This window comes from Paraburkholderia sp. EG286B (genome assembly GCF_040965655.1).
Classification (GTDB): Bacteria; Pseudomonadota; Gammaproteobacteria; order Burkholderiales; family Burkholderiaceae; genus Paraburkholderia.
Genome location: NZ_JBFRCF010000019.1, coordinates 101,807 through 124,284 on the forward strand (window position 1 = coordinate 101,807; position 22,478 = coordinate 124,284).

Genomic DNA, 22,478 nt, shown 5'->3' on the forward strand with positions numbered 1-22,478 from the left:
GGCTTGCGAGCCGCAGCGTGCGCGCTCACAGCCCCTTTGCCTTCAGCCGCGCGTCGAGGCGCGGATACACGCGGCGCGCGTTGCCTTCGTAGATCTTGTAGCGATCCGCGGCATCGACATGCGCAGCTTCGATATAGCGTTTCGTGTCGTCGTAGTTGTGCCCCGTCTCGGGATCGATGCCGCGCACCGCACCGATCATCTCGCTCGCGAACAGAATGTTGTCCACGGGAATCACGCGCGTGAGCAGGTCGATGCCGGGCTGGTGATACACGCAAGTGTCGAAGAACACGTTGTTCAGCAGATGCTCGCTGAGCGGCGGCTTCTTCAGCTCCTGCGCGAGGCCCCGGAAGCGCCCCCAATGGTAAGGCACCGCGCCGCCGCCGTGCGGAATCACGAAGCGCAGCGTGGGGAAGTCGCGGAACAGGTCCGACGTCAGGCACTGCATGAATGCGGTCGTGTCCGCGTTCAGGTAGTGCGCGCCCGTGGTATGGAAGCACGCGTTGCAACTCGTGCTCACGTGGATCATCGCGGGAATGTCGTATTCGACGAGCTTCTCGTAGATCGGGTACCAGTGGCGATCGGAAAGCGGCGGGCTCGTCCAGTGGCCGCCCGAGGGATCGGGATTCAGGTTGACCGCCACGTTGCCGTACTGCTCCACGCATTTGACGAGTTCCGCCACGCACGTGGCGGGATCGACGCCCGGGCTTTGCGGCAGCATCGCGGCCGGCACGAAATGGTCGGGAAAAAGCTCGCTCACGCGGTGGCACAACTCGTTGCAGATCGCCGCCCAGGTGCTCGACACCTCGAAGTCGCCAATGTGATGGGCCATGAAACTTGCACGCGGGCTGAAAATCGTCAGGTCGAGACCGCGCTCGCGCATCAGCTTGAGCTGATTGAGTTCGATGGATGCGCGCAATTCGTCGTCGCTGATCTTCAGCTCCGATACCTTCGGCATCTCCGACGGATGGGCGATGCCCGCTATCTGGCGTTTGCGCCACGCTTCCAGCGCTGCGGGCGCCGTCGTGTAGTGGCCGTGAATGTCGATGATCATTGGGACCTCTGCTGCTGATTCGAATCGTTGCGCTACGGTACGAATTGGCCCCACCGCGCTAGTAGCCAGGGCTATTACCTAGATTGCGCAAAAAATACCGCTCATGCCAATAAGCGGGTGCGGCAGCCGACGGCTGAAAATAGCGGAAACCACGGATGCCGTGGGGTTTACGCCGCGCCGCGCCGCCCCGATGAGGCGTCGCGCGGCCCCGCCGCGCTGCCCAAACGCCGATAAATGAAATGGATGCCTCGATAAACATCTGGTAAGCGATGGATGGAATTCGAAGGGTCGCTGGGGGCGGCCGATGCGCGGCGGCGAATTCGCTCATAATGGTCAGCTCCCCGGCCTGCCAGCGTGCGGATGAACCACCATGCATATCGACCGATTTGAAATTCGCGTACCCGAAGAGGCACTCGACGACCTGCGCCGGCGTTTGCGCGCCACACGCTGGGCCAACGCTACGCCGTCGCCGGCGTGGCAACAAGGGGCCGATAATGCGTGGCTGCGCGAGCTCGTCGCGTATTGGGCAGATGAATACGACTGGCGCGCCGCGGAACGCGCGCTGAACCAGTTGCCGCAGTTCATGGCCGAAGTGGGGGGTGCGGGTGGCGCAGGCGGCCAGCGCGTGCACTTCGTGCATCGGCGCGGCGCGGGCCCGAAGCCCTACCCGCTCGTCGTCACGCATGGCTGGCCGGGCTCGTTCGTCGAATTCCATGCGCTGCTCGACCGGCTCTGCGACCCCGCCGCATTCGGCGCGGACCCGGCCGATGCGTTCGATGTCGTCGCCCCGTCGCTACCGGGCTTTGCCTTTTCACCCGCGCCGGCGACACCCGGCACCTCCGCGTTCCAGATCGCAGACCTGTGGGCCGCGCTGATGCGCGGTCTCGGCTACGAGCGCTTCGGCGCGCAGGGCGGCGACCTCGGCGCGGGCGTGTCCATCGCGCTCGCCGCGCGGCACAGCCAGGCCGTGGAGGGCATCCACCTGAACTTCCTGCCCAGCTCGTACGAGCCTGCAATCGATGCCGCGCAGGCCCCGCTCACTGAGGCGGAACAGGACTATCTGCGCGAAAAGGCCGACTGGGCAGCGCTGGAGGGCGGCTACGCGCATATGCACAGCACGAAGCCGCAAACGGCGGCAGCATCGCTCAACGACTCGCCCGCGGGGCTGGCCGCGTGGATCGGCGAGAAGTTTCGCGCATGGAGCGACTGCGACGGCGACATCGAGCGCCGGTTCTCGAAGGACACCTTGCTGACGGACCTTTCGCTGTACTGGTTCACGGGCAGCATCGGCACGTCCATGCAGATGTACTGGGAAAATCGTCTCCAGCCGTTTCGCTTCGCGGCCGGGCAACGCGTGGCGCCGCCCGTCGCCTTCGCGCGCTTTCCCAGGGAGATCAATCACCCGCCGCGGTCGTGGCTCGAGCGCGTGTTCGATGTCGCGCAATGGACCGAGATGCCGCGCGGCGGCCATTTCGCCGCCATGGAAGAGCCCGATCTGCTCGCGGCGGACATTCGCCGCTTTTTCAAACGGTTCCGCGAGTGAACGTCACTGCGCGGTGTTGTCGCCGAACGGGTGCGCGGGGGCATCCGTCGCGCGCCACGCGTAACGCCTGAGCAGCGCGGCGTAGCCTTCGATCACGAAACCGCCGCATTTGTGCCGATAGTCGTCGCGCCGCATGCGGTAGGCGCGCGCCAGCTGAAACCACGGCAAGCGCGGCAGATCGTGGTGCACGAGGTGATAGTTGTTGTTCAGATACAGAAAGCGCATGACGAGCCCGGCCTCGTTGATGGCGATGCGCGCCTTGGGATGCGACGCCGCGCGATGCTCGTACAGCGAGCGGACCATCGCGAGCCCGAGCGCGGGCCAGCTGATAGCGACGAGATACCACCACCAGGGCACGCCCGCGTAACGCTGCACCCACGCGAGCAGCAGCACGGCAGCTGCGCAGTGCGCGAGCCACATCGGCACGTCTCGCCAGTCGCCGCTTCGCAGCGCTTTCGCCGCGCCGGCGAGCATGGCGGCCACGCTCATCGGCGGCCCGATCACCACCCGGCCCACGAAGCTCTTGCGTGCGTGCCATAGCACGCGATGCCAGCGCGGCAGGCGGGCCCACTGCGCGTGCTGCACGTAGTTCGTTTCGGGGTCGATGCCGGGCACGGTCAACGCTTCGTCGCGATGATGCGCCATATGGCTCTCGCGGTACACCGCATAGGGAAACCATATAGCAAGCGGCGGCCAGCCCAGCGCCATGTTCAGCCAGGCGAACCGGGTGGGATGACCGTGCAGCAATTCGTGCTGGAGCGACATATGCCAGGCGCACAGCACGATGAGGCATGGCGTGGCGGCCACGAGGGTGAGCAGACCTGCACGCACGAACGCCAGCAACGCGAACCAGCCGCCGTAGATCACGGCGATCAGCAGCCACGTGGGCCATTCCGTGCGTGCTGTGAACCCGGTGGCGAGCGCGGCGACTTCCCGCGCGTGGTCTGCGTCGAAGTATTCGGCCATGTTCGCCAGCTCCCGCGATGAAGGATGGTGCCACTCCATACGGAGAGCAAAGCAACGCAGGTCCTCACCCTACCGAACGCGCGGCGCTTCACCAACCAACGAATTGCCATTTGCTTATCTCACCGCGCTGCGCGACGCGCCACGTGCGTGCGGCGTAGAATGCGCCGATGACCCGCTGGATCGCCTCCCTGCCGATGTACAACGTGACGCCGCAACATGCGGCGGCATGGCGCTCGCTATTGAGCGACAGTCTGGCCATCGTTGCGCGCTCGTTCGACATGGGCGACATCGCGATCGAGAACGCGCCGGAGGGCGAACTCATGCCTCACTGGCGCCGCGAGGACTTGCTGCTCTCGCAGACCTGCGGGTATCCGTACCGCATGCTCGGACTCGCCAACGACGTCCGTCTGATTGCGACCCCGATATTCGACGCACCCGGTTGCGAAGGCCCGCGCTATCGAAGCGTGCTCGCCGTTTCGGCGCAGGCGTGGGAGCGCGGCGCGCAAATGCTCGAAGCGTGCCGCGGCCTGCGCGCCGCATGCAACAGCGCGGATTCGCACAGTGGCATGAACGCGTTTCGCCACGCAGTGGCGCCGCTCGCACGCGACGGCCGCTTCTTCGCCTCGGTGCGCTGGACAGGCTCGCACGCGGCCACCTTACGCGCGCTGGCGAGCGGCGCGGCCGACGTGGGCGCCATCGACTGCGTCACGTTCGCATTGCTGCACGATTCGCACCCCGAACGGTTCGACGGCGTGCAAACCATCGGCATGACAGCCAGCGCCCCCGGCCTTCCGCTGATCGCCTCACGCGCGCTCGGCGAGGATCAGGCGCAAGCGCTGCGTAATGCGCTCGACGCCGCACTTGCGGCCGACCCCGAACGTGCGCACAAGCTGCGGCTGCGCGGGTTCGCCAGGCTCACTGGCGAGGCGTACGCCGAGATCGAGGCGTTCGAAAACACCGCCGCCCAACAGGGTTATACCGAGCTGCGTTGAGCCGCAACGTCAGGCGCATCCGCGTAGTCTTCGCTATCGATGTCGTAGCCCGAGGGTTCCCACCGGATCGCGAGCAGCACGAGCAGCGAAGCGAGCGGCGCGATGGCGATCACCCAGAAGACCTTCGTGCCGAGCGCCGCGGCGAGCACGGGAAACAGGAATAGCGACACCGTGGAGGCGGAGCGCACGAGCGTCTGATTGAAACCCACGCCAATGCCGCGCAGCGAGGTCGGATAACTGAGCGATGCATAGGTCATGCAATGCGAACCGGGACCGAACCCCTGCCCGAACAGATAGCCGCCCAGCAGCAGTATGGCGAGCACGACGAAAACGCCGCTGCCCGGATGGCCGATCAGTGCGAGACCGATGAGCGAGACGAACTGCAGCGTGTGGCCGAGCACGGTCATTTTCCACGCGCCGACAGTGGGCGCGGTACGCACGCCGATCAACCCGCCAACGAATGCGAACAAGAGGTTGAGCGTGAGCGAAGCGACGATGGTGGTGAGCGGACCCTGCTGGAGAAAGCTCGCGATGATCACGGGCAGGCCGAAGATGATCGCGTTGTAGCCGAACGAAGACGCCGCGCCGATCGTTGCGGCCAGTATCGTGCGGCGGCGATACGTGGCGTTGAAAAGCACGCCATAGTTGCGCCACGAGGCGGCACGCGGCGCTCGCGTGGGCGCGTCAGCGCGTTCGACCACGGCATCCACGCCATACGCGCGCTTGAGAATGCGCGCCGCGCCTTCCAGATCGCCCTGATTCGCGGCCCACACGGGCGATTCGCTGATATAGCGGCTGCGCACAGCGATGATGACGAGCGCCGGCACCGCGCCGAACGCGAGCGTGATGCGCCAGAGCCAGCCAAGCTGATGTTCGGGCAGGATCGCATAGAGGCCGAGAATGAGCAGATAGCAGGTGCTCGTGGCCGCGTACCACGCGGGGCACCACGCCGCCACGCTGGCCGCCTTGTTGCCCTTGCCCGCCACGCGCGAGAACTCGGCGAGAAACGCCATGGCGACCGGCAGATCGAGCCCCACCCCGAAGCCCATGAGAAAGCGGGCGCCGCCCAGCACCCAGGCGTTGGGTGCGAGGCCGGCCGCGATCGCGGCCACGACGAAGAACAGCATGTCGGCCATGAATACGCGGTAGCGTCCGATGCGGTCCGTGAGATAGCCGCCGAACAGGGCGCCGAGAATCGCGCCGAACGTAATGGCCGCCGAAACGAAGCCGACCTGCACGGGCGACAGCGAGAATTCGCGCGCGATGTCCTTGATGCCATAGGCGAGCGAGGTGAGATCGTAGGCATCGAGAAACACGCCGCCCAGTGCGATGGCGATCACGATGCGCGCGTTGCTGCCCTGCGCGGCCCCGGCGTTGACGATGCGGGAGACGTCCCGAGCGGAACGGATCACGGCATGTTGCGGGGCTTGCGCCAGCCCGGCGGCTTCGACGAGTTCAGAAGCGGGAACGGCGAGAGTGGACATGGAACGAGACTCGCGTGATGGATGGAACCGCTGCATCCTAGCCACGCCGCTGCGCGCCGCAAAACGACGAATATAGCTAAGCAATCCTCCGAAAATTGGTTGTCCGCTTGCCGTGCGCTCTCTAGCATCGCCTTATCCACAACGCTTCGAATAATGGATCCTATGAAGAAAAGAACATTGCTGGGCGCGATGCTGGCTTCGCTCGCGCTGGGCGTAAGTTTCGGGGGCGCGACGCTCGCACACGCGGCCGACCAGACGTTGCGCGTGGGCATCATGTCGGGTGAAGACGAGGACGTTTGGCGCGTGGTCGCCGCCAACGCCGCGAAGCGCGGCCTCACGATCAAGGTGACCACGTTCTCCGAATACACGCAGCCCAACGAAGCGCTTTCGAGCCACGACCTCGACGCCAATTCGTTCCAGCACAAGCCGTATCTCGACGCGCAGATCAAGGCGCGCGGCTACAAGATCGTGCCTGTCGGCTTTACCTACGTGCAGCCGATCGGGCTGTATTCGCGCAAGGTGAGGTCGGTGGCGGACCTGCCGCAGGGCGCGACCATTGGCGTACCGAACGATCCGAGCAACGAAGGCCGCTCGCTGCTGCTGTTGCAGGCGCAGGGGCTCATTACGTTGCGCGACAATGTTGGCCTGCTGCCGACCGCACGCGACATCGCGAAGAATCCGAAGAATATCCATATCAAGGAACTCGATTCGGGTATTGTCGGGCGAGCGATTGGCGATCTGGACGCGGCCGTTGTCAATACGGACTGGGCCGTGAAATCGGGGATCAAGATTCCACAGGAGCGGATTGCTCAGGAGAAGGTGACGGGCAATCCTTACCGCAACTTCATTGCCGTGAATGAGAAGGATGCCAACGCGGCTTGGGTGCATGCGCTCGTGGAGAGCTATCAGCAGCCTAATGTCGCTTCCGAGATTATTGCTGTCTATCACGGGGCTACGCTGCCTGCCTGGAAGGATGCTCCGCAGCAGTAAGGGGGTGGGTGCGGTTTGCCGCGGAGCGCCGTCATGTTTTTTGTTCGCGGCTCCTCGGCGCTTTAGCCTCTCCCATTGGCCTTTCCTTGTTTTCTCGAACACAAAGAAAGGCCAAAAGCACCAAAGATTCCAACAAAAAATCCCAATCAAACCACCTCGGTCCCCCACCGATACCCCGCCCCAGCATGCCGCTGCGGCAAGGTAGCCTCACCACCAAACAACTTCTCCCGCAACGTCCCCGGCGCATAAGCCGTCTTATACCGCCCGCGCGCCTGCAACTCCGGCACGACGAGATCCACGAAATCCTCATAGCTCTCGGGCACGACAGTGCGGCTCAAGTTGAAGCCATCCACATCCGCCTCGTCGATCCATGCCTGCAGCTCATCCGCCACCTGCGAAGCGCTGCCAACAATCGCCGGATAGCGCCCGCCCAGTTCGAACATCTCGAGCAGCTTGCGCCGCGTCCAGCCATGTTGCTTCGCCGTGCGCGTGGCAGATTCGATCGCGTTGCCCGGCGCGTAATCCACGGGCGCGTCGAGATCGTATTGCGCGTAATCGATGCCCGTGCTCGACGCGAAATGCGCCAACCCCGCCTCGCGGCTCGCATACTGGCGGTAGTCGGCATACTTCTCGCGCGCTTCACGCTCGGTCGCGCCCACCACCACCGCAGCGCCAACGAAGACTTTCACGTCGTCGGGCCGGCGCCCCGCCTGCACCAGTTGTTCGCGCAGCGCACGCACCGTCTCGCGCGCAGCAGCGCGTCCGGGCGGCGAAATGAACACGCATTCCGCGTGACGTGCCGCAAAGCGCTGCCCGCGCCCCGAACTGCCCGCCTGGAACAGCACCGGCGTGCGCTGCGGCGAGGGCTCCGCCAGGTGATAGCCGTCGACGCGGTAGTAACGCCCGGCATGCTCCACGCGATGCAGTTTCGCAGGATCGGCGAAAACACGCGCGGCCTTGTCCCGCCGCACAGCGTCCGCTTCCCAGCTACCCTCCCAGAGTTTATAGAGGACTTCCAGGTACTCGTCCGCACGGTCGTAGCGCTCGTCGTGCGGTAGCTGCTGCTCGAGTCCCATGGCGCGCGCCGCGCTGTCCAGATAGCCCGTCACGATGTTCCAGCCGATGCGGCCTTGCGTGAGGTGATCGAGCGTCGAAAAGCGCCGCGCCAGCAAAAAAGGCTGCTCGTAAGTGAGGTTCACCGTCACGCCAAAGCCGAGATGCCCGGTCACGGCGGCCATGGCCGGCACGACGAGTGTGGGGTCGTTCACCGGCAACTGGATCGACTCGCGCAGTGTCACATCCACGTTGCGCTGATAGACGTCGTAGACACCCACGATGTCCGCTAGAAAAAGCCCGTCGAAAAGCCCGCGCTCCAGCGTGCGCGCGAGATTCGTCCAGTACGCGAGCGTGCGGTAGTCGGTCGAGCGGTCGCGCGGGTGCGTCCACAGCCCGTGATTGATGTGCCCCACGCAATTCATGTTGAACGCGTTGAGCAAAATGGGTTTGTTCGTCTTCGCCATCGTAAGGCTCGCTCCTGCGGCATCGAAGGTCCAAATGCCCATTGGAACAGCCTGCGTCTCGATCCCCTACCAGTTAATTCGCAATTGCATATCAGCTTTGCGGATGTGAGCCGAACCTACGCTTTCACGGCGTCCTGCGCTTCAACCTGCGCCTCGGCCTGGGGTTCGCGCTTGAGCGCGAAAAGCGAAGCGGCAACGATCAGCATGCCGCCGATCCACGCGGGCAAAGTGAGCCGCTCGCCCAGCCACACGCACGCAAAGAGCGCGCCGAACACCGGCTCGCTGCCCATCAGCAACGCCACGCGCGTGGGGCTGCTGCGGCTCACGGCATAGTTCTGCACGAAGAACGCGAACAGCGTGCAGCCCGCCACGAGATAGATCACGCTGCCCCAGAACACGCCGTGCCCCTGCCAGTGCGGCGGCAGTTGCCACTGTTCGGGCGCGACAGTGATCGCGAGCGCGGCGCAGCCGATCGCCACGACGGCGGACTGGACCGCCGTCACCGTGAGCGCCGGCACGGCGCCCGACTTCATCACGCGCTTGACCGCGCAGGTCGCCAGTGCGCGCAGCAGCGCGGCCAGCACGACCAGCAGATCGCCGGGGCTCGCCGCCACATGGCCGCCCGTCAGGAGCAGCGCGCCAAGCAGCGACACGCCGGCCGCTGCCCATTCCACCGGACGCGGCGCGCGCTTGAGCCACGCCCACTCCACGAGCGGCGTGAGGACCACGCACAGGCTGATGAGAAACGCGGCACTCGAGGCGTTCGTGAGCGACACGCCAAACGTCTCGGCCAGAAAGATGCCGAGCAGCAGGAGTCCCGCGATGAGCACGCCGATCTGCTCGCGCCATGTCACATGACGCAGACCGCGCAACGCGGGCGACAACAGTACGAACGTGATGCCAAAGCGCAGCGCGAGCAGACCCAGCACCGGGTAGACGACCAACGCGCCCTTCACCACGCCATAGCTCGTGCCCCAGATGAGCGCGACGGCCACGAGCAGCAGATCGACGGTGCGAGAACGGGTCAGAGCATTCATGGGGAACGAGCCTGCAGATGAGCCGGGAACGGGCACATTGTCCGATAATGATTTCGCGGCGATAATCGGCTACAACGGAACATCATTTATGCTCCAAATGCACAGATGACTTCGCCCTGCCTGCCATGAATCCCGCCGACCTCCTGCCGCTGCTGCCCGATCTGGCCACCTTCGCCCGCGTGGTCGACGCCGGTAATTTCTCGGTCGCGGCGCGCCAGCTCGGCAGCACGCCGTCCACCGTGAGCCGCCAGATGCAGCGGCTCGAACGCGCGCTCGGCACACGCCTGCTGGAGCGCTCCACGCGCAGCCTGCGGCTCACGGAATCCGGTGCCGAGGTCTACCGTCACTGCACCGACATGCTCGAAGCCGCCGCGAGCGCGGCGCAAGCCGCCAGCCGCCTGACCGGCCGCCCGCATGGCCGCGTCAGCATCAGCGCGCCGATTTCGTTTGCGCAAAGCGTCATTCATCCGCTGATTTCCGGCTTCCTGCGCGCGTATGAGGAGGTCGCGGTGCAGATCATCTTCACCGACCGCGACGTCGATCCCGTGCGCGACAGCGTCGATATCGTGATTCGCCCTACGCCCACGCCGCCGCCGGGGCTCGCGGCGCGGCGGCTCGGCACGCTGCAGTGGATGCCGTGCGCGTCCCCCGCCTATCTGCGCGCGCACGGCACGCCGAAGCACCCGAAGGATCTCGCCAGCCACGACTGCCTCTATCTCGGCGAAACGCCCGACGACAACCGCTGGACCTTCCGGCGCGGCGCGCAAACGCATGCCGTCGAGGTGAAAGGCCGCTATATCGCCAACGACGTGGGCGCGCGGCGCGATGCGGCGCTCGCGGACTGGGGCATTGCGAGCCTGCCCGAATTCGCCGCGGCGGATGCGCTGCGCGACGGCCTGCTCGTGCGCGTGCTCCCCGAGTGGTCGCTGGAGCCCCGCGCATACAGCGGCCCCGTGTGGATGCTCTATCCGCCCAACCGGTTTTTGCCGCCGAAGGTGCGCGTGTTGATCGACTGGCTCGCGCAGCACATGCCCGAGTGACCGGTGGCGCGCCGCGCCGCCCGTGAGACGATCGGGCATGAACTTGAGCAGCGCCGACATTCCCCCGCGCGGGTGGACCTCCTAGACTGGCTCGTGGAAACGAATGCATGAACCCCTCAAGGAAACGCGATGCAAACCCTGCGAACGGATGTCGCCATCATCGGCGCCGGCACGGCCGGACTTTCCGCCTACCGCGCCGCGAAGGCGGAAGGTGCAAGCGCAATCATCATTGAAGGCGGCGCTTACGGCACGACGTGTGCGCGCGTGGGTTGTATGCCTTCGAAGCTGCTGATCGCGGCGGCCGAGGCGGCGCACGCGGTGACCATGGCGCCGCGTTTCGGTGTGAATCCTCTCGGCATGGAAATCGACGGCCGGGCCGTGATGGAGCGCGTGCGCAGCGAGCGGGACCGGTTCGTCGGTTTCGTCGTGGACAGCACGCTCGCCTTGCCCGAAGCGGACCGCCTCATTGGGCACGCCCGCTTCATCGACGACGGCCTGCTTCAGGTTGGCGAGCACACGCAGGTGCGCGCGAAAAGCGTCGTGATCGCCACGGGCTCGACGCCCACGGTACCCGAGTCGCTCCGCGGACTCGGCGACCGGCTGATCGTCAACGACGACGTGTTCGCCTGGGAGGACTTGCCGCGCAGCGTGGCGGTGGTCGGCGCGGGCGTGATCGGTCTCGAACTCGGCCAGGCGCTTGCGCGGCTCGGCGTGAGGGTCACGTTGTACGGCGGCTCGCGCGGCAGCGTAGGCCCGCTCACGGACCCGCGTCTGATCAGCGAAGCGCACCGCGTGTTCGGCGCGGAAATGCAGTTCGAGACGCAGGGACGCGTCGTATCGGCTACGCGCAGCGATGCGGGCGTGACGCTGCGGTACGCCCGCGCGGATGGCACGCACTCCGAAGCAACTTCTGATTACGTGTTGGCAGCAACGGGCCGGGACCCCAACGTGGCGAACCTGGGCCTCGCAAACACCTCGCTCGAACTCGACGCGCACGGCGTGCCGCGTTTCGACCCGGCTACGCTGCAAGTTGGCACCGCGCCGGTATTTTTGGCGGGCGACGCGAACGACGTGCTGCCGTTGCTGCACGAAGCCGCCGACGAGGGCCGCGCCGCGGGCCGCAATGCGGCTCGCTTTCCCGCAGTCGAACCCGTTGCGCGCCGTGCGCCGCTTGCGATCGTGTTCTCGGATCCGCAGATCGCCATGGTTGGCAAGTCACATCGGGAACTGGTGGAAGGCAGCTTCGTGACGGGTGCCGTGAGCTTCGAGGACCAGGGCCGCAGCCGCGTGATGCTCAGGAACCACGGCATCGGCCACGTGTACGTGGATCGCGCGACGCGGCGCTTCTTGGGTGCGGAATGGTTCGGACCGGCGGCGGAACATATCGGGCACCTGCTCGCGTGGAGTGTGCAGATGGGACTAAGCGTGGACGACATGGTGGCGATGCCGTTCTATCACCCGGTGGTGGAGGAAGGCTTGCGCACGGCGCTGCGCGATGCCGCCTCGCAGCTGAATCTCAAGGGCTAGGCGAATTTCGCCTGGTTATCCTTTACAACCCGCAACGGCGCACACGCTGACAATGAAAGCACTCGCATGCGCTCGCGCCGCTGTCGTTTCGTGAGGCGACTTATTCGGGTGTGTTTACGCTTTATCCGCTTTTGAGCGGTAAGAACCGCCTGCATCATGGTGCGGACTCTCGACTTTTCATTCACGAGCGACACTACAGCGAGGTTCTCGAGGACGTCAATCAATCGCCGCTTCGTGGCGCCGCCGGCGCGCTGGACTCCAGGCCAATCCCCGAAGCGCCGACTCAATCAAATCTGACTATTGTCGCCGCGTGAAGCAGACAGTCGCGCATTGAATCCCTCGACTCCTTCGACTCGTAGAACTAAGCGGTTGCTGAGTGGCCTTATGTAACAGCTTTTGCTTAAAGCGCCTGGGCAGCAATTCGACCGAACGAAATCTTCTGCGCGCGAACACCTCACCTCGAGCACATACACGCCACTCGCCAGCGACGACCTCAGACGCACATATTCGAAGCTGCGGGATCTTGGCGACGCCATGGAAATCGTTCAGAATGTCGGCGACCGAGTGAGAGATTACATCTATGTGGACCGCACGGAATACGCCCCGCCGGCAATTGGCGCCTCTTCGCAGACAAGACGGCGGAGTGCTATCGCAGCGCCGGCCTGCACTCGCACACCATCTCCGCGTGCCTGAAAACGGACAATGAACACGACTTGCCAGGAAACCACGCGAACGCATGGTCGCAAGACAGCCCTCCGATCGAGCAGATCGAAGAACTGCCGGGCGGTACCAAAGGTCTGACTTTTTTGATGGTTTTTCCCGTCAACTTCATGGGAATGGACGACGTACTGGCGTTCGCTGGTGCTGCCCGCCCCGTATCTCAAACGGAAACACATATCGTGTTCGACACGTTCCGTAATCCTTCCGTAATTCTCTTGCCAGCGACGAGTCGGTCAAGCGTCGGGCGATAATGTACGACGACACCTTCGCAGAAGACCTCCTCGCGACGGAGGCGGTGCAACGCGTACTGGCCGCAAAGCCAAAATTCAATGGCAGCGTGTTCGCAACGGCGAAGCACAGGTTATCTCGTATGCAAAGCGCTACCGCAAGGAAATGACTTCGTAACTCGGTAGCGCGTGCCCCGGATAAAGCGTCCAGTCCTTACGTATCTCACGAACGTGGGACTGGACTGGTGGTGTACGGTCGGCCCACATGCTGCATCCCCTCCCGCCGGATACTGTCTGGGAAAACAGAAAATGCTCGCTCCTTTGCTTGCTGCATTCTACGAAACGGTTCGACAGGGCAGCGTCACGGCTGCCGCGCGACGGTTGGGGATAAGTCAGCCTACTGTCACAGCGCGCATCCAGCAGCTCGAGAAACGGTACGGCGTGCAACTCTTTCACCGGCGCGGCAGCCGCCTCGACGTGACGAAGACCGGCGCGGCGCTCATGCCGTTCATTGACCGTATGACGCAGGCGGAGAGCGACATCGACTTCGTACTGCGCAACGAGTGCGAGTTGTTCGCGGGCAGCTTCCGGCTCGGGACCACTGGCCCCTACTAGTCCTGCCGACCATCGCCGCATTTCGTCGCCGCTATCCTCACGTCCAGATCGGCATCGAGATCGGCAATTCGCAAGCCGTGCTCGACGCGCTCACGGAGCATCGCGTCGATATCGCGGTCTCATCGCATCACGTGGACGACGAGAGCCTCGAGTTGCATCGCATCGCGAGTGATCGGCTCGTACTCGTCGTCGAACCTCGCCATCCGCTTGCGGGGCACCGCAGCGTCGACTTGAACGTGCTCGCGGCCGAAACGCTGCTGCTGCGCGAACAGGGCTCGTGCACGCGCGACGCAACGGAGGCCGCGCTTGGGCAGCGCCGCGTGGAGCCTCGGGCGCTCATCGAGATCGGCAGCCGCGAAGCGATCTGCGAAGCGATCCGCCTCGGCCTCGGCTGCGCCCTGATGCCCGCGGGCGAGGTGCCCCTCGGCTCAGCGCTCGTTTCCGTGTCCATCGAGCCGGAATGCCCCGCCGTATACGAATATCTTTATCACCTGCGCAGCCGTTCGGGCGCGCGTCTCATCACCACATTCATGGCGACGTTGGCCGAGACCATCGACCTCCCCATAAAAAAAACCGATACGTGAATCGGGGATCTTTCGCAGAACGCAATATAGGCGTCTTGCCCGCTGCCTAATATCGCCCTCAATCGCTGGATACACCGGCGAATCTTTGCAGGGGGATAACCATGACAAGACAGGCATTCGTCTATGCCGCATGTGGTCTCGCACTCGTCACCGCGCTCAGCGGTTGCGGCGGCGGGAGCACGCAATCGGCGGCAAACCGGACCTTTTCAGGCAACGCGGCGATCGGATCATCGGGGTCAGCCAGCAGCACTCTCAACAAGATGCTCGTAATCGAGCTCGACGGCGTGACCTATAGCGCCCTCACTGCGGGCATCTCGGGCGGCACTCTGCCGAACCTCGCGAAGCTGAACATTGCGCCTGCCTATAGCGGCGGCGTGAACAGCACGCTCAGCCAGCAACCGAATCTCGATATGCCCGGCTGGGCCACGATCGTGACCGGTTCCTGGGCCGACCGCCATCAGATCGAATCCGACGCGCCAAACCAGGCGCTGCACGCGCCCACCGTATTCTCAATATTGAAGTCCGCGGGTGCGGGCAAGTTGGGTGCAGCCGTCGATTCGCCTGGTTTCGCCTCGATCCTGACGCCCGACCAGAACGCCGGCTACATCGACACCGTGGTCAACTGCGCCTCAGTCGACAGCTGCGTGACGACTCAAGGCAAGAGCATGATCGACAACGGCTACTCGCTCGTCGTCGCCCAGTATCACTCCGCCGAAGACGCCGCTCTCAACTGGGGCCTCAACTCGTCGAATTATTCGGCCACGCTCGCCCAACTCGACAGTGCCATCGGCACGCTCGTCGGCGACGTGTCGCAACGCAGCGGGGAGAATTGGCTCGTGCTCGTGACAACCAGCCACGGCCTCAATGCCGCGGGTGGCACCGACGCCCTGCCACTCGCGCCGGAGTCGACGAGCTTCATCGGCATCAACCAGCAACCCAACGGGCGCCTCACCAATCCGGCCGCCCCCACCTCGCTCGCGGACCTCTATACCCGCGCCAGCATTGCAGACATCACGCCCACGCTGCTCGCCTATTGGAGTGCGCTGCCGAGCGCGGTGACGTATGCGCTCGACGGCGGCGAACTGGTCGGCCAGCAGCCGGTGTCGCAGCTCATCGGTGTCACCGGCAGCGGCAATGCGAGTACGGTGCTCAGTTGGACCCCGCCTTCGAGCGGCGCGATCTCGGTGCTACGCAACGGCCAGCAGATCGCCACGCTCCCTGCAGGCACGACGACGTACACGGACAGCCAGCTCGGCGTCAGCACAACCGGCGCCTATACGTTCAACTACGTGGTGGCCGCGGGCAATGCGCCGCTCGCGTCGCTGATCCAGATCGAGTATGTGGCGCCCCCTCCGCCTCCGCCCCCGCCCCCCCCTCTCGCGACGACGCTGACCAACGGCCTCTCGACATACTATCCATTCGGCGCGCTGCCAGCCGCCGACAAGATGGCGGCCAGCACGCTCGGCCCCTGGGCGGCGGATGCGAACGGCGGCTCGCTTACGCCGGATCCGTTTGGCGGCCAGGGTCTCAAGGTGGATACGAACATCGTCGACACGAATGGGTACGACGGCTACAAGCTCGTGCAGAACAACGACGTGACGAAACAGCCGCAGTTCACGATGGGCTTCTGGGTCATGACGTCTTGCCAGAATCTCACGGGCAACGGCACGCCAATCTTCTCGAACAAAAACTACTACTCGGGAGGCAACCCCGGTCTCACGATCGCGCTGTTCCCGGGTTCTGGCACGAGTTGTAACGTGCGCTTCAATATCGGCGACGGGACTACGCGCAACGACATGAACTCTGCGACCATCACCGCGAACAAGTGGGCCTACGTAGCATTCACAATCGACACGGTCGGCAAGACCATGACGGGCTACGTGTTTGATCCAGTGCTCGGCGAAGAGAAGTACACGGCCCCGGTCACGGTGACCGCGTCGAAGCTGCCGGGCCTCGGCGCTTTCGGCCTCAACGAGGACGGCACAGGCCAGTACTACATGAACGCGTGCAAGGATACCCCGCCCTACACGCCTGGCAAGTGCGCGGCTACGCCCCCGGATGTGCAGTCGTTCAGCGACCTCGCGCTCTGGAACCGCACCGTCACTGAGGCTGAACTGAAGACGGTCTTCGCTTCGGGCAAGCCGCTCTCCACCCTTCTCCCGTAAGAGACTCCTCGATGAATGCGAATAGCTTTCTCGCCATGCACGGCGCACAGCACCTGCGCCGCAGCGCAGGTGCGCTGCTCACCGGGTTGCTGTGCACGCTGCTCGCGGCCTGCGGCCCCGGTTCGAACGGCGGGTCTTCCGCGCGAGCGGCTACGGGTGCGGGTGGCGCAAGCGCGCCGGTCGCGATCGTGGCGGCACCCGCCTCGGGCAGCTACGCGGCCCTTGGCGTGGCCGCCTCGCAGCCGCAGCTCAACACGCAGTTGAACTGCGCGCCATGAACGTCACGCGAACCGCGCGCAAGGCGTGCCCAGCGCAGGCCCGACGCACGGTTCGCGCTCCGCGCAAAGCGCCTGTTCGCGCCCCTCGGTTCGGCCCTCGTATCGCGCGGCTACGCGCGAAGACAACGTAGAAGAAAACCCACCACATCATGACTTCATTGGATCGCCGTCAATTCCTGCGCGCCGCAGCGGCCGGCGCGACGTTCAGCATGTTCCCGCCCGCCATCCGGCGCGCGCTCGCAATTCCCGCGAATAACACGACCGGCACGATCAACGACGTGCAGCACGTCGTGATCTTCATGCAGGAGAACCGCTCTTTCGATCATTATTTCGGCACGCTACCCGGCGTGCGCGGCTTCGCCGACCGCTTCACGATCCCACAGCCGGGCGGCTCCACTGTCTGGCAGCAGAGCGACGGCAGCCGCACCGTGCTGCCGTTCTATCTGGACAGCACCAAGGGCAATGCGCTGCTTGCGGGCGGCGCGCACTCGTGGACCGACACGCACAGCGCCTGGGATAACGGCCGCATGACGCAATGGCCGATATCGAAGGGCGATGTATCGATGGGCTATCTGCAGTCCGCCGACCTCCCCTTTCACTTCGCCCTCGCGAACGCGTTCACGATCTGCGACGCGTACCACTGCTCGCTGCACGGCGGCACCAACTCGAACCGCATCTTCATGTGGACCGGCACGAACGGCCCCACCGGCTCTAACTATGCGGTCGTCAACAACAATGGATGGGACGGCCTCGGCCCGTCGGCGACGGGCCTGACCTGGACCACCTACGCGGAGCGTCTGCAAGCCGCGGGGGTGAGCTGGAAGGTCTACGAGAACCAGCCCGATAACTATAATGACAACCCGCTCGCTGGCTTCGCAGTGTTTCGCAAGGTCAACGAAACCATTTCCGGTTCGCCGAACGCACCCTATACACCGGCAATGGAGGCGCTTTCGCCGCTCTATAGAGGCATCGGCAACACGATGCCCGATGGCGGATTCCTGCAGGCCCTCGCCAACGACATCGCTGCGGGACAAATGCCGCAGGTGAGTTGGATCGTTTCGCCGGGGGCGTATAGCGAGCACCCTGGATCGTCTACCCCAGGCCAGGGCGCTTACTACCTGCAGTTACTGCTCGACACGCTCACGGCTAACCCCGATGTCTGGAGCAAGACCGTGCTCTTCGTGAACTACGACGAGAACGACTGCTTCTTCGACCATATGCCTCCGCCCAATCCGCCCTCCCCGAATGGCAACGGCACTTATGCCGGCAAGTCGACGGTCACGACGCAATACGAATATTTCACCCTTCCCAATCCGCCGGGCGACTCTTCACCGCTCGCACCGGACGGCAAGCCATACGGACCCGGTCCGCGGGTGCCGATGTTCGTCGTGTCGCCGTGGAGCACGGGCGGCTTCGTCAACTCTCAGGTCTTCGACCACACCTCGGTGCTGCGCTTCCTCGAACAGCGCTTCGGCGTGCGCGAAACGAACATCAGCCCGTGGCGTCGCACAGTATTCGGCGACCTGACCTCCTGCTTCAACTTCAGTAATCCAAATGATACGGCCGTCGCGCCTCTGCCCGCACCGACCAAATCCGCCGCCGATGCGCAGAGTGCGCAGCAAAGCGCGCTTGGCGCGGTGCCGGTGCCTTCGGTCGCGAGCCAGACGATGCCAAAGCAGTCGCTAATGGCGCGGCCGTCGCGTGCGCTGCCGTATCAGTTGCACACCAGCGCCAATGTTGACACGAAGAACGGCAACGTGTGGCTCATCTTCAGCAACACCGGCAGCGCGGGCGCTGTCTTTCACGTCTACGACAAGCTGCATCTCGACAAACCGCCTCACCGCTACACGGTGGAAGCCGGCAAAGAGCTTTCGGATGTCTGGACACCAGCCGCTGCGGATGCGGGCGCCTACGATCTTTGGGTGCTCGGCCCGAACGGCCTGCACCGCCAGTTCACCGGCAACATTACCAAAGCGACAAGCGGGCCCAATCCTGAGGTTCGCGTATGCTACGACACGGGCAACAACGCCGTTTATCTGACCATCATGAACACAGGCAGCGTCGCCACCAATACGACTGTCACATCGAACGCGTACCGGACCGATGGCCCCTGGACCTACGCGGTTCCCCCCGGCATGCAGGTCGAGCCGTACTGGTCGTTGACGTCATCGAATGGCTGGTATGACTTTACGCTCGCCGCCGAGAACGGCGTAACCCGCCGATTTGCAGGGCGGGTCGAAACGGGGGCGGACAGTGTCAGCGATCCCGCAATGGGGAGCTAAATGTGCGGCGCGAATTTCAGTGGCACCTACGAGACTGCTGTGGGCAGCGACGGACTGGCGGCCATCGCTCCGCTCTTCGGGACAGTAGCCGGCGACGCAATCGCATTCACCGTGAACTGGGGACCCACGTACGTCTCGGTGAGAGGCTGGAGCGGCCTTCTGCTTGCTGACGGAAACCAGGCTTGCATGTACACGCTCTGGAATCTTTCGTGCACGCCGATGGATGAAGACGACTTCCAGCATTCGATCCTCACTGGCGCGGACCTGTTTGCAAGGGCGTGAAGAATGCGCCCGCACGGCGCCATACATCCGCGCGCTTCGCGAACGCACTATCGACGGAAATCGATATACTATGGATTCCTTTTTATTTTGCGCTGTACCTGGTGCATCAAAACGGCGTGTCGCCTTCGATGGTGGTGCGATAAAGCCTACGGCGCAGACGATCGGGCGTGCCCGCCGCGAGATGCATCAGCGAACGATTGTCCCAGAACACGAGATCGTGCTCGCGCCATTCGTGGCGGTAGCAATGCTCCGCGCGCACGCTATGCGCGAACAAGGCGTCGAGCAGCGCACGGCTTTCGTCCGCGGGTAGATCGACGATGCGCGTCGTGAAGTGCTCGCTCACGAACAGCGCCTTGCGGCCCGTTTCCGGATGCGTGCGCACGACGGGATGCACGACGGGCTTCACCTGCGCGATCTGCTCCGCCGTAAGATTCGGCCGCCACGGGCTGCGCGCCTGGAGTTCCGCATAGCGCGCGAGATAGGTGTGCTCGGCGCGCCGGCCCTCCACGGCGCTGCGCAAATGCGCAGGCAGCGTCTCCCACGCGAGATGCATGTTGGCGAACAGCGTGTCGCCGCCCTCCGCGGGCAACTCCTGCGCATGCAGCAGCGAGCCCAGACTCGGCTTCTCCTTGTATGAAAGATCGGAATGCCAGAAGTGTCCCGCGTCGCCAAGACCAATGGGCTTGCCGTTCTCCACGATGTTCGAGACGATCAGCACTTCCGGGTGGCCTGCCAGCGCGAACTGATGCAGCACGTGGATCTGCAACGGCCCGAAGCGGCGGCTGAATTCGACCTGCTGCTCCGGCGTGATGCGCTGGTCGCGAAACACCAGCACATGGTGATCGAGGTGCGCGCGATGAATGCGCGCGAAGTCTTCGCTCGACAGCGGCTGCGTGAGATCGAGGCCGACCACTTCCGCGCCGAGCGGCGCATCCAGGAGAAGAATGTCGAAGCGTTGGGACGCCTGCGCGCTCGATAAGGCGGAGACGGTGAATGGGGCAGGGGTAGTCACGCAGCAAGCCTTTCAAGTAAGCAATGGCTTCAATCTACGTGATCTGACCGCCCGCTGACAACGAAGCAAATCCAATACGTTTATCCGTTCGAGTCATAAAGGCGCTGTTGAGGCATACGCCGCATATGTGGCTGATCGGCGCTCCGGGTCCGAATACTCATGTCCGAATCTGGCCAGAATCCTCACTGAATCTGTTTTAAAGTCTCGACATGCGCCTCGATCCCGACACCTGCTACCAGACCATGCTCTCGAGGGACCGCCGTTTCGACGGCTGGTTTTTCGTCGGCGTTTCGTCTACGGGGATTTACTGCCGCCCGGTCTGCCCGGTGCGTACGCCCCAGCGCCAGAACTGCCACTTTTTCTCCAACGCCGCAGCGGCCGAACGCGCGGGCTTCCGCCCCTGTCTGCGGTGCCGCCCTGAACTGGCCCCGGGCAACGGCCTGCTGGACGTATCGAGCAGGCTCGCGCGCGCCGCCGCGACGCTGATCGAAGAGGGTTTCCTCAATACCGGCAGCCTGGCTGACCTGGCCGCACGCGTGGGCGTGACCGACCGGCATCTGCGCAGGATCTTCGACGCGCAATTCGGCGTGACGCTGATGGAGTTCGCTCAAACCCAACGATTGCTGATGGCCAAGCGGCTGCTGACCGATACCCGCTTGCCGGTGAACGCCGTTGCGCTCACGGCGGGATTCGGCAGCGTACGGCGGTTCAACGACCTGTTCCTGAAGCAATACGGCCTGAACCCACTGCGGTTCCGCAAAGAAACCGATGCCCCCCATGCTTCGAATGCGGAAAGCGTGACCTTTCCGCTGGGCTATCGGCCGCCGTTCTGCTGGTCCGGCATTCTCGCGTTCCTCGCACGCCGGCACATAGCTGGCGTCGAGCATATCGGCGACGAGATCTATACGCGGACCCTCGCATTGAGCCACAAAGGCCGCGACATCCACGGGTGGTTCAGCGTACGGCACACGCCACAACGCTACGCGCTCGAAGTGACCTTGCCGATGTCGCTGATGCCGGTCGTGGGGCAGCTTCTGCCGCGCGTCAGGCGTCTGTTCGATCTGGACTCGCGCCCCGATCTGATCGATCCGCATCTCGGCGACCTCGCCGACGGACAACCGGGTATGCGCGTTCCGGGCGCCGTGGACGGCTTCGAGATCGCGGTGTGCGCCCTGGCCGGGCAATCACCGCATTCAACGAGCACGCAACGCATCCTCTCACGCATTGCCGAGCGCTTTGGCGCGCAGGTCAGCGCGCCGCAGGCGTTGACCCGTGTCTTTCCGTCCGCTGCAAAGCTCGCATGTGAGCCCGTTTCCGCAATCGAAGATACGGGCATGACGCGCAAGCGCGCAGAGACGATCGTTGCGCTCGCAAGCGAAGTGTCGTCGGGGCGCATCAGGCTCGAGCCCGCCGCGCCGCTGGAGGAAACGCTCCATGCGCTGCGGAACATTCATGGCATCGGCGAATGGGCCGTGCAATACATCGCCATGCGCGCCCTGGCGTGGCCCAATGCCTTTCCGCCGTGTGACCTGAAGCTGAAAAAGCGACTGGGCTACGCGCGCGCATCCGCACTCGGCCGCCACGCCGAACAATGGGAACCGTGGCGCGCCTACGCGACCCTTCACATGTGGAGCCAACTCGAGGGACAACTCAGATGACACCCGGCTACCTGATTCCGAGTCCATTGGGGGATATCGCGCTGCGCGTTGAAGACGATTTCCTGACCGGCCTCTTTTTCGTGGGCCAGAAGTACTTTCCGCAGATGTCGCTGATGCGCATCGGCACCGGAGCGCCGCCACTCGCGCTTTACGCACAGCGCCAAATCACGCAGTTCTTTGCCGGCGAGAGACGGGACTTCGGGCTTCCCGTTGCATTGCGGGGCACACCGTTTCAGCGGCGGGTCTGGAAAGAGCTAGAAGCGATTCCGTATGGGCGGGTGATCTCCTATGCGGAGGTCGCGAGGCGCTTGCGTCTGGACTCGGGGCACGCACGCGCGGTGGGAAGCGCGGTGGGCCGCAACCCCGTTTCCGTGATCGTTCCGTGCCACCGTGTCGTCGCGACGAACGGCGCGCTGACCGGCTACGCAGGCGGCGTCGATCGCAAGGCGGCGCTGCTCGAACTCGAACACGCCGCCCCGTTGGAATGAAACTCGAGTGGACCGCT

19 protein-coding genes and 1 pseudogene are annotated in these 22,478 nt (G+C 64.4%); 14 read left to right on the top strand and 6 right to left on the bottom strand.

The window, feature by feature from the left end; translation table 11 throughout:
• Positions 1–25: 25 nt before the first annotated feature.
• Positions 26–1,051 (bottom strand): amidohydrolase family protein, encoded by a 1,026-nt coding sequence (locus AB4Y42_RS32480; RefSeq protein WP_368696452.1) that lies wholly within the window; start codon positions 1,049–1,051, stop codon positions 26–28.
• 370 nt (positions 1,052–1,421) lie between these two features.
• Between AB4Y42_RS32480 and AB4Y42_RS32485 the strand changes: the two genes are divergently transcribed.
• On the top strand, positions 1,422–2,594 hold the full coding sequence (locus AB4Y42_RS32485; protein ID WP_368690075.1) for an epoxide hydrolase family protein: 1,173 nt from the start codon (positions 1,422–1,424) through the stop codon (positions 2,592–2,594).
• A 3-nt stretch (positions 2,595–2,597) separates the two neighbouring features.
• Here AB4Y42_RS32485 and AB4Y42_RS32490 read toward each other — a convergent pair whose 3' ends face one another.
• Entirely contained in the window at positions 2,598–3,560 is a 963-nt protein-coding gene (locus AB4Y42_RS32490; RefSeq protein ID WP_368696453.1) for a fatty acid desaturase, read from the bottom strand.
• 167 nt (positions 3,561–3,727) lie between these two features.
• Between AB4Y42_RS32490 and AB4Y42_RS32495 the strand changes: the two genes are divergently transcribed.
• Positions 3,728–4,552 (top strand): phosphate/phosphite/phosphonate ABC transporter substrate-binding protein, encoded by an 825-nt coding sequence (locus AB4Y42_RS32495; protein ID WP_368696454.1) that lies wholly within the window; start codon positions 3,728–3,730, stop codon positions 4,550–4,552.
• Here the strand turns inward: AB4Y42_RS32495 and AB4Y42_RS32500 are convergent.
• Positions 4,534–6,036, bottom strand: a complete 1,503-nt coding sequence (locus tag AB4Y42_RS32500) for an MFS transporter (RefSeq protein WP_368690072.1) — start codon at positions 6,034–6,036, stop codon at positions 4,534–4,536. The genes AB4Y42_RS32495 and AB4Y42_RS32500 overlap by 19 nt on opposite strands.
• Before the next feature lie 189 nt (positions 6,037–6,225).
• Here AB4Y42_RS32500 and AB4Y42_RS32505 point away from each other — a divergent pair, with 189 nt between their 5' ends.
• Positions 6,226–7,026, top strand: coding sequence for a MetQ/NlpA family lipoprotein (locus AB4Y42_RS32505; protein WP_368690172.1), 801 nt, complete (start codon positions 6,226–6,228; stop codon positions 7,024–7,026).
• Positions 7,027–7,172: 146 nt separating this feature from the next.
• Here AB4Y42_RS32505 and AB4Y42_RS32510 read toward each other — a convergent pair whose 3' ends face one another.
• Both AB4Y42_RS32510 and AB4Y42_RS32515 read right to left on the bottom strand, forming a co-directional pair.
• The gene (locus AB4Y42_RS32510; protein WP_368696455.1) at positions 7,173–8,546 is read right to left on the bottom strand and encodes an LLM class flavin-dependent oxidoreductase; all 1,374 of its coding nucleotides are present in this window, start codon (positions 8,544–8,546) and stop codon (positions 7,173–7,175) included.
• A gap of 116 nt (positions 8,547–8,662) precedes the next feature.
• The gene (locus AB4Y42_RS32515) at positions 8,663–9,583 is read right to left on the bottom strand and encodes a DMT family transporter (protein WP_368696456.1); all 921 of its coding nucleotides are present in this window, start codon (positions 9,581–9,583) and stop codon (positions 8,663–8,665) included.
• Positions 9,584–9,708: 125 nt separating this feature from the next.
• On the opposite strand from AB4Y42_RS32515, the gene AB4Y42_RS32520 reads away from it, so the two are divergent.
• The 9 genes and pseudogenes from AB4Y42_RS32520 to AB4Y42_RS32560 all read left to right on the top strand — a co-directional run bounded on the left by AB4Y42_RS32520 (position 9,709) and on the right by AB4Y42_RS32560 (position 19,303).
• Entirely contained in the window at positions 9,709–10,623 is a 915-nt protein-coding gene (locus AB4Y42_RS32520) for a LysR family transcriptional regulator (protein ID WP_368690069.1), read from the top strand.
• A gap of 129 nt (positions 10,624–10,752) precedes the next feature.
• Positions 10,753–12,150, top strand: coding sequence for a dihydrolipoyl dehydrogenase (locus tag AB4Y42_RS32525; protein WP_368696457.1), 1,398 nt, complete (start codon positions 10,753–10,755; stop codon positions 12,148–12,150).
• A 62-nt stretch (positions 12,151–12,212) separates the two neighbouring features.
• Positions 12,213–12,464: pseudogene (locus tag AB4Y42_RS32530) on the top strand (hypothetical protein); the annotation flags it as partial.
• A 942-nt stretch (positions 12,465–13,406) separates the two neighbouring features.
• Positions 13,407–13,712 (top strand): LysR family transcriptional regulator, encoded by a 306-nt coding sequence (locus AB4Y42_RS32535; protein WP_368696458.1) that lies wholly within the window; start codon positions 13,407–13,409, stop codon positions 13,710–13,712.
• Positions 13,661–14,296: a LysR substrate-binding domain-containing protein gene (locus tag AB4Y42_RS32540; protein WP_368696459.1), complete on the top strand. Its 636-nt coding sequence runs from the start codon at positions 13,661–13,663 to the stop codon at positions 14,294–14,296. Before AB4Y42_RS32535 ends, AB4Y42_RS32540 begins: the two co-directional genes overlap by 52 nt.
• Before the next feature lie 101 nt (positions 14,297–14,397).
• Positions 14,398–16,461, top strand: a complete 2,064-nt coding sequence (locus tag AB4Y42_RS32545; RefSeq protein ID WP_368690067.1) for a LamG-like jellyroll fold domain-containing protein — start codon at positions 14,398–14,400, stop codon at positions 16,459–16,461.
• Between the two features lie 11 nt (positions 16,462–16,472).
• Positions 16,473–16,739 (top strand): hypothetical protein, encoded by a 267-nt coding sequence (locus AB4Y42_RS32550; protein ID WP_368696460.1) that lies wholly within the window; start codon positions 16,473–16,475, stop codon positions 16,737–16,739.
• A 149-nt stretch (positions 16,740–16,888) separates the two neighbouring features.
• The gene (locus AB4Y42_RS32555) at positions 16,889–19,021 is read left to right on the top strand and encodes a phosphocholine-specific phospholipase C (RefSeq protein WP_368696461.1); all 2,133 of its coding nucleotides are present in this window, start codon (positions 16,889–16,891) and stop codon (positions 19,019–19,021) included.
• The gene (locus AB4Y42_RS32560) at positions 19,022–19,303 is read left to right on the top strand and encodes an avidin/streptavidin family protein (RefSeq protein ID WP_368696462.1); all 282 of its coding nucleotides are present in this window, start codon (positions 19,022–19,024) and stop codon (positions 19,301–19,303) included. It begins immediately after the preceding gene.
• Between the two features lie 106 nt (positions 19,304–19,409).
• Here the strand turns inward: AB4Y42_RS32560 and AB4Y42_RS32565 are convergent, their stop codons facing one another.
• Entirely contained in the window at positions 19,410–20,315 is a 906-nt protein-coding gene (locus AB4Y42_RS32565) for a TauD/TfdA dioxygenase family protein (RefSeq protein WP_368696463.1), read from the bottom strand.
• A 209-nt stretch (positions 20,316–20,524) separates the two neighbouring features.
• On the opposite strand from AB4Y42_RS32565, the gene AB4Y42_RS32570 reads away from it, so the two are divergent.
• Both AB4Y42_RS32570 and AB4Y42_RS32575 read left to right on the top strand, forming a co-directional pair.
• A complete protein-coding gene (locus tag AB4Y42_RS32570) occupies positions 20,525–21,973 on the top strand; it encodes an AlkA N-terminal domain-containing protein (protein ID WP_368696464.1) in 1,449 nt (482 codons plus the stop codon).
• Entirely contained in the window at positions 21,970–22,461 is a 492-nt protein-coding gene (locus AB4Y42_RS32575) for a methylated-DNA--[protein]-cysteine S-methyltransferase (protein WP_368690061.1), read from the top strand. The genes AB4Y42_RS32570 and AB4Y42_RS32575 overlap by 4 nt, the downstream gene beginning before the upstream one ends.
• Positions 22,462–22,478 lie beyond the last annotated feature (17 nt).

Excerpts from the sequence above, each read along its gene's own strand:
- AB4Y42_RS32555 (WP_368696461.1), top strand. The coding sequence starts at position 16,889 with ATGACTTCATTGGATCGCCGTCAATTCCTGCGCGCCGCAGCGGCCGGC.
- AB4Y42_RS32525 (WP_368696457.1), top strand. The coding sequence starts at position 10,753 with ATGCAAACCCTGCGAACGGATGTCGCCATCATCGGCGCCGGCACGGCC.
- AB4Y42_RS32485 (WP_368690075.1), top strand. The coding sequence starts at position 1,422 with ATGCATATCGACCGATTTGAAATTCGCGTACCCGAAGAGGCACTCGAC.
- AB4Y42_RS32545 (WP_368690067.1), top strand. The coding sequence starts at position 14,398 with ATGACAAGACAGGCATTCGTCTATGCCGCATGTGGTCTCGCACTCGTC.
- AB4Y42_RS32490 (WP_368696453.1), bottom strand. The coding sequence starts at position 3,560 with ATGGCCGAATACTTCGACGCAGACCACGCGCGGGAAGTCGCCGCGCTC.
- AB4Y42_RS32575 (WP_368690061.1), top strand. The coding sequence starts at position 21,970 with ATGACACCCGGCTACCTGATTCCGAGTCCATTGGGGGATATCGCGCTG.
- AB4Y42_RS32500 (WP_368690072.1), bottom strand. The coding sequence starts at position 6,036 with ATGTCCACTCTCGCCGTTCCCGCTTCTGAACTCGTCGAAGCCGCCGGG.
- AB4Y42_RS32520 (WP_368690069.1), top strand. The coding sequence starts at position 9,709 with ATGAATCCCGCCGACCTCCTGCCGCTGCTGCCCGATCTGGCCACCTTC.
- AB4Y42_RS32510 (WP_368696455.1), bottom strand. The coding sequence starts at position 8,546 with ATGGCGAAGACGAACAAACCCATTTTGCTCAACGCGTTCAACATGAAT.
- AB4Y42_RS32550 (WP_368696460.1), top strand. The coding sequence starts at position 16,473 with ATGAATGCGAATAGCTTTCTCGCCATGCACGGCGCACAGCACCTGCGC.
- AB4Y42_RS32560 (WP_368696462.1), top strand. The coding sequence starts at position 19,022 with ATGTGCGGCGCGAATTTCAGTGGCACCTACGAGACTGCTGTGGGCAGC.
- AB4Y42_RS32505 (WP_368690172.1), top strand. The coding sequence starts at position 6,226 with ATGCTGGCTTCGCTCGCGCTGGGCGTAAGTTTCGGGGGCGCGACGCTC.
- AB4Y42_RS32495 (WP_368696454.1), top strand. The coding sequence starts at position 3,728 with ATGACCCGCTGGATCGCCTCCCTGCCGATGTACAACGTGACGCCGCAA.
- AB4Y42_RS32535 (WP_368696458.1), top strand. The coding sequence starts at position 13,407 with ATGCTCGCTCCTTTGCTTGCTGCATTCTACGAAACGGTTCGACAGGGC.
- AB4Y42_RS32515 (WP_368696456.1), bottom strand. The coding sequence starts at position 9,583 with ATGAATGCTCTGACCCGTTCTCGCACCGTCGATCTGCTGCTCGTGGCC.
- AB4Y42_RS32480 (WP_368696452.1), bottom strand. The coding sequence starts at position 1,051 with ATGATCATCGACATTCACGGCCACTACACGACGGCGCCCGCAGCGCTG.
- AB4Y42_RS32570 (WP_368696464.1), top strand. The coding sequence starts at position 20,525 with ATGCGCCTCGATCCCGACACCTGCTACCAGACCATGCTCTCGAGGGAC.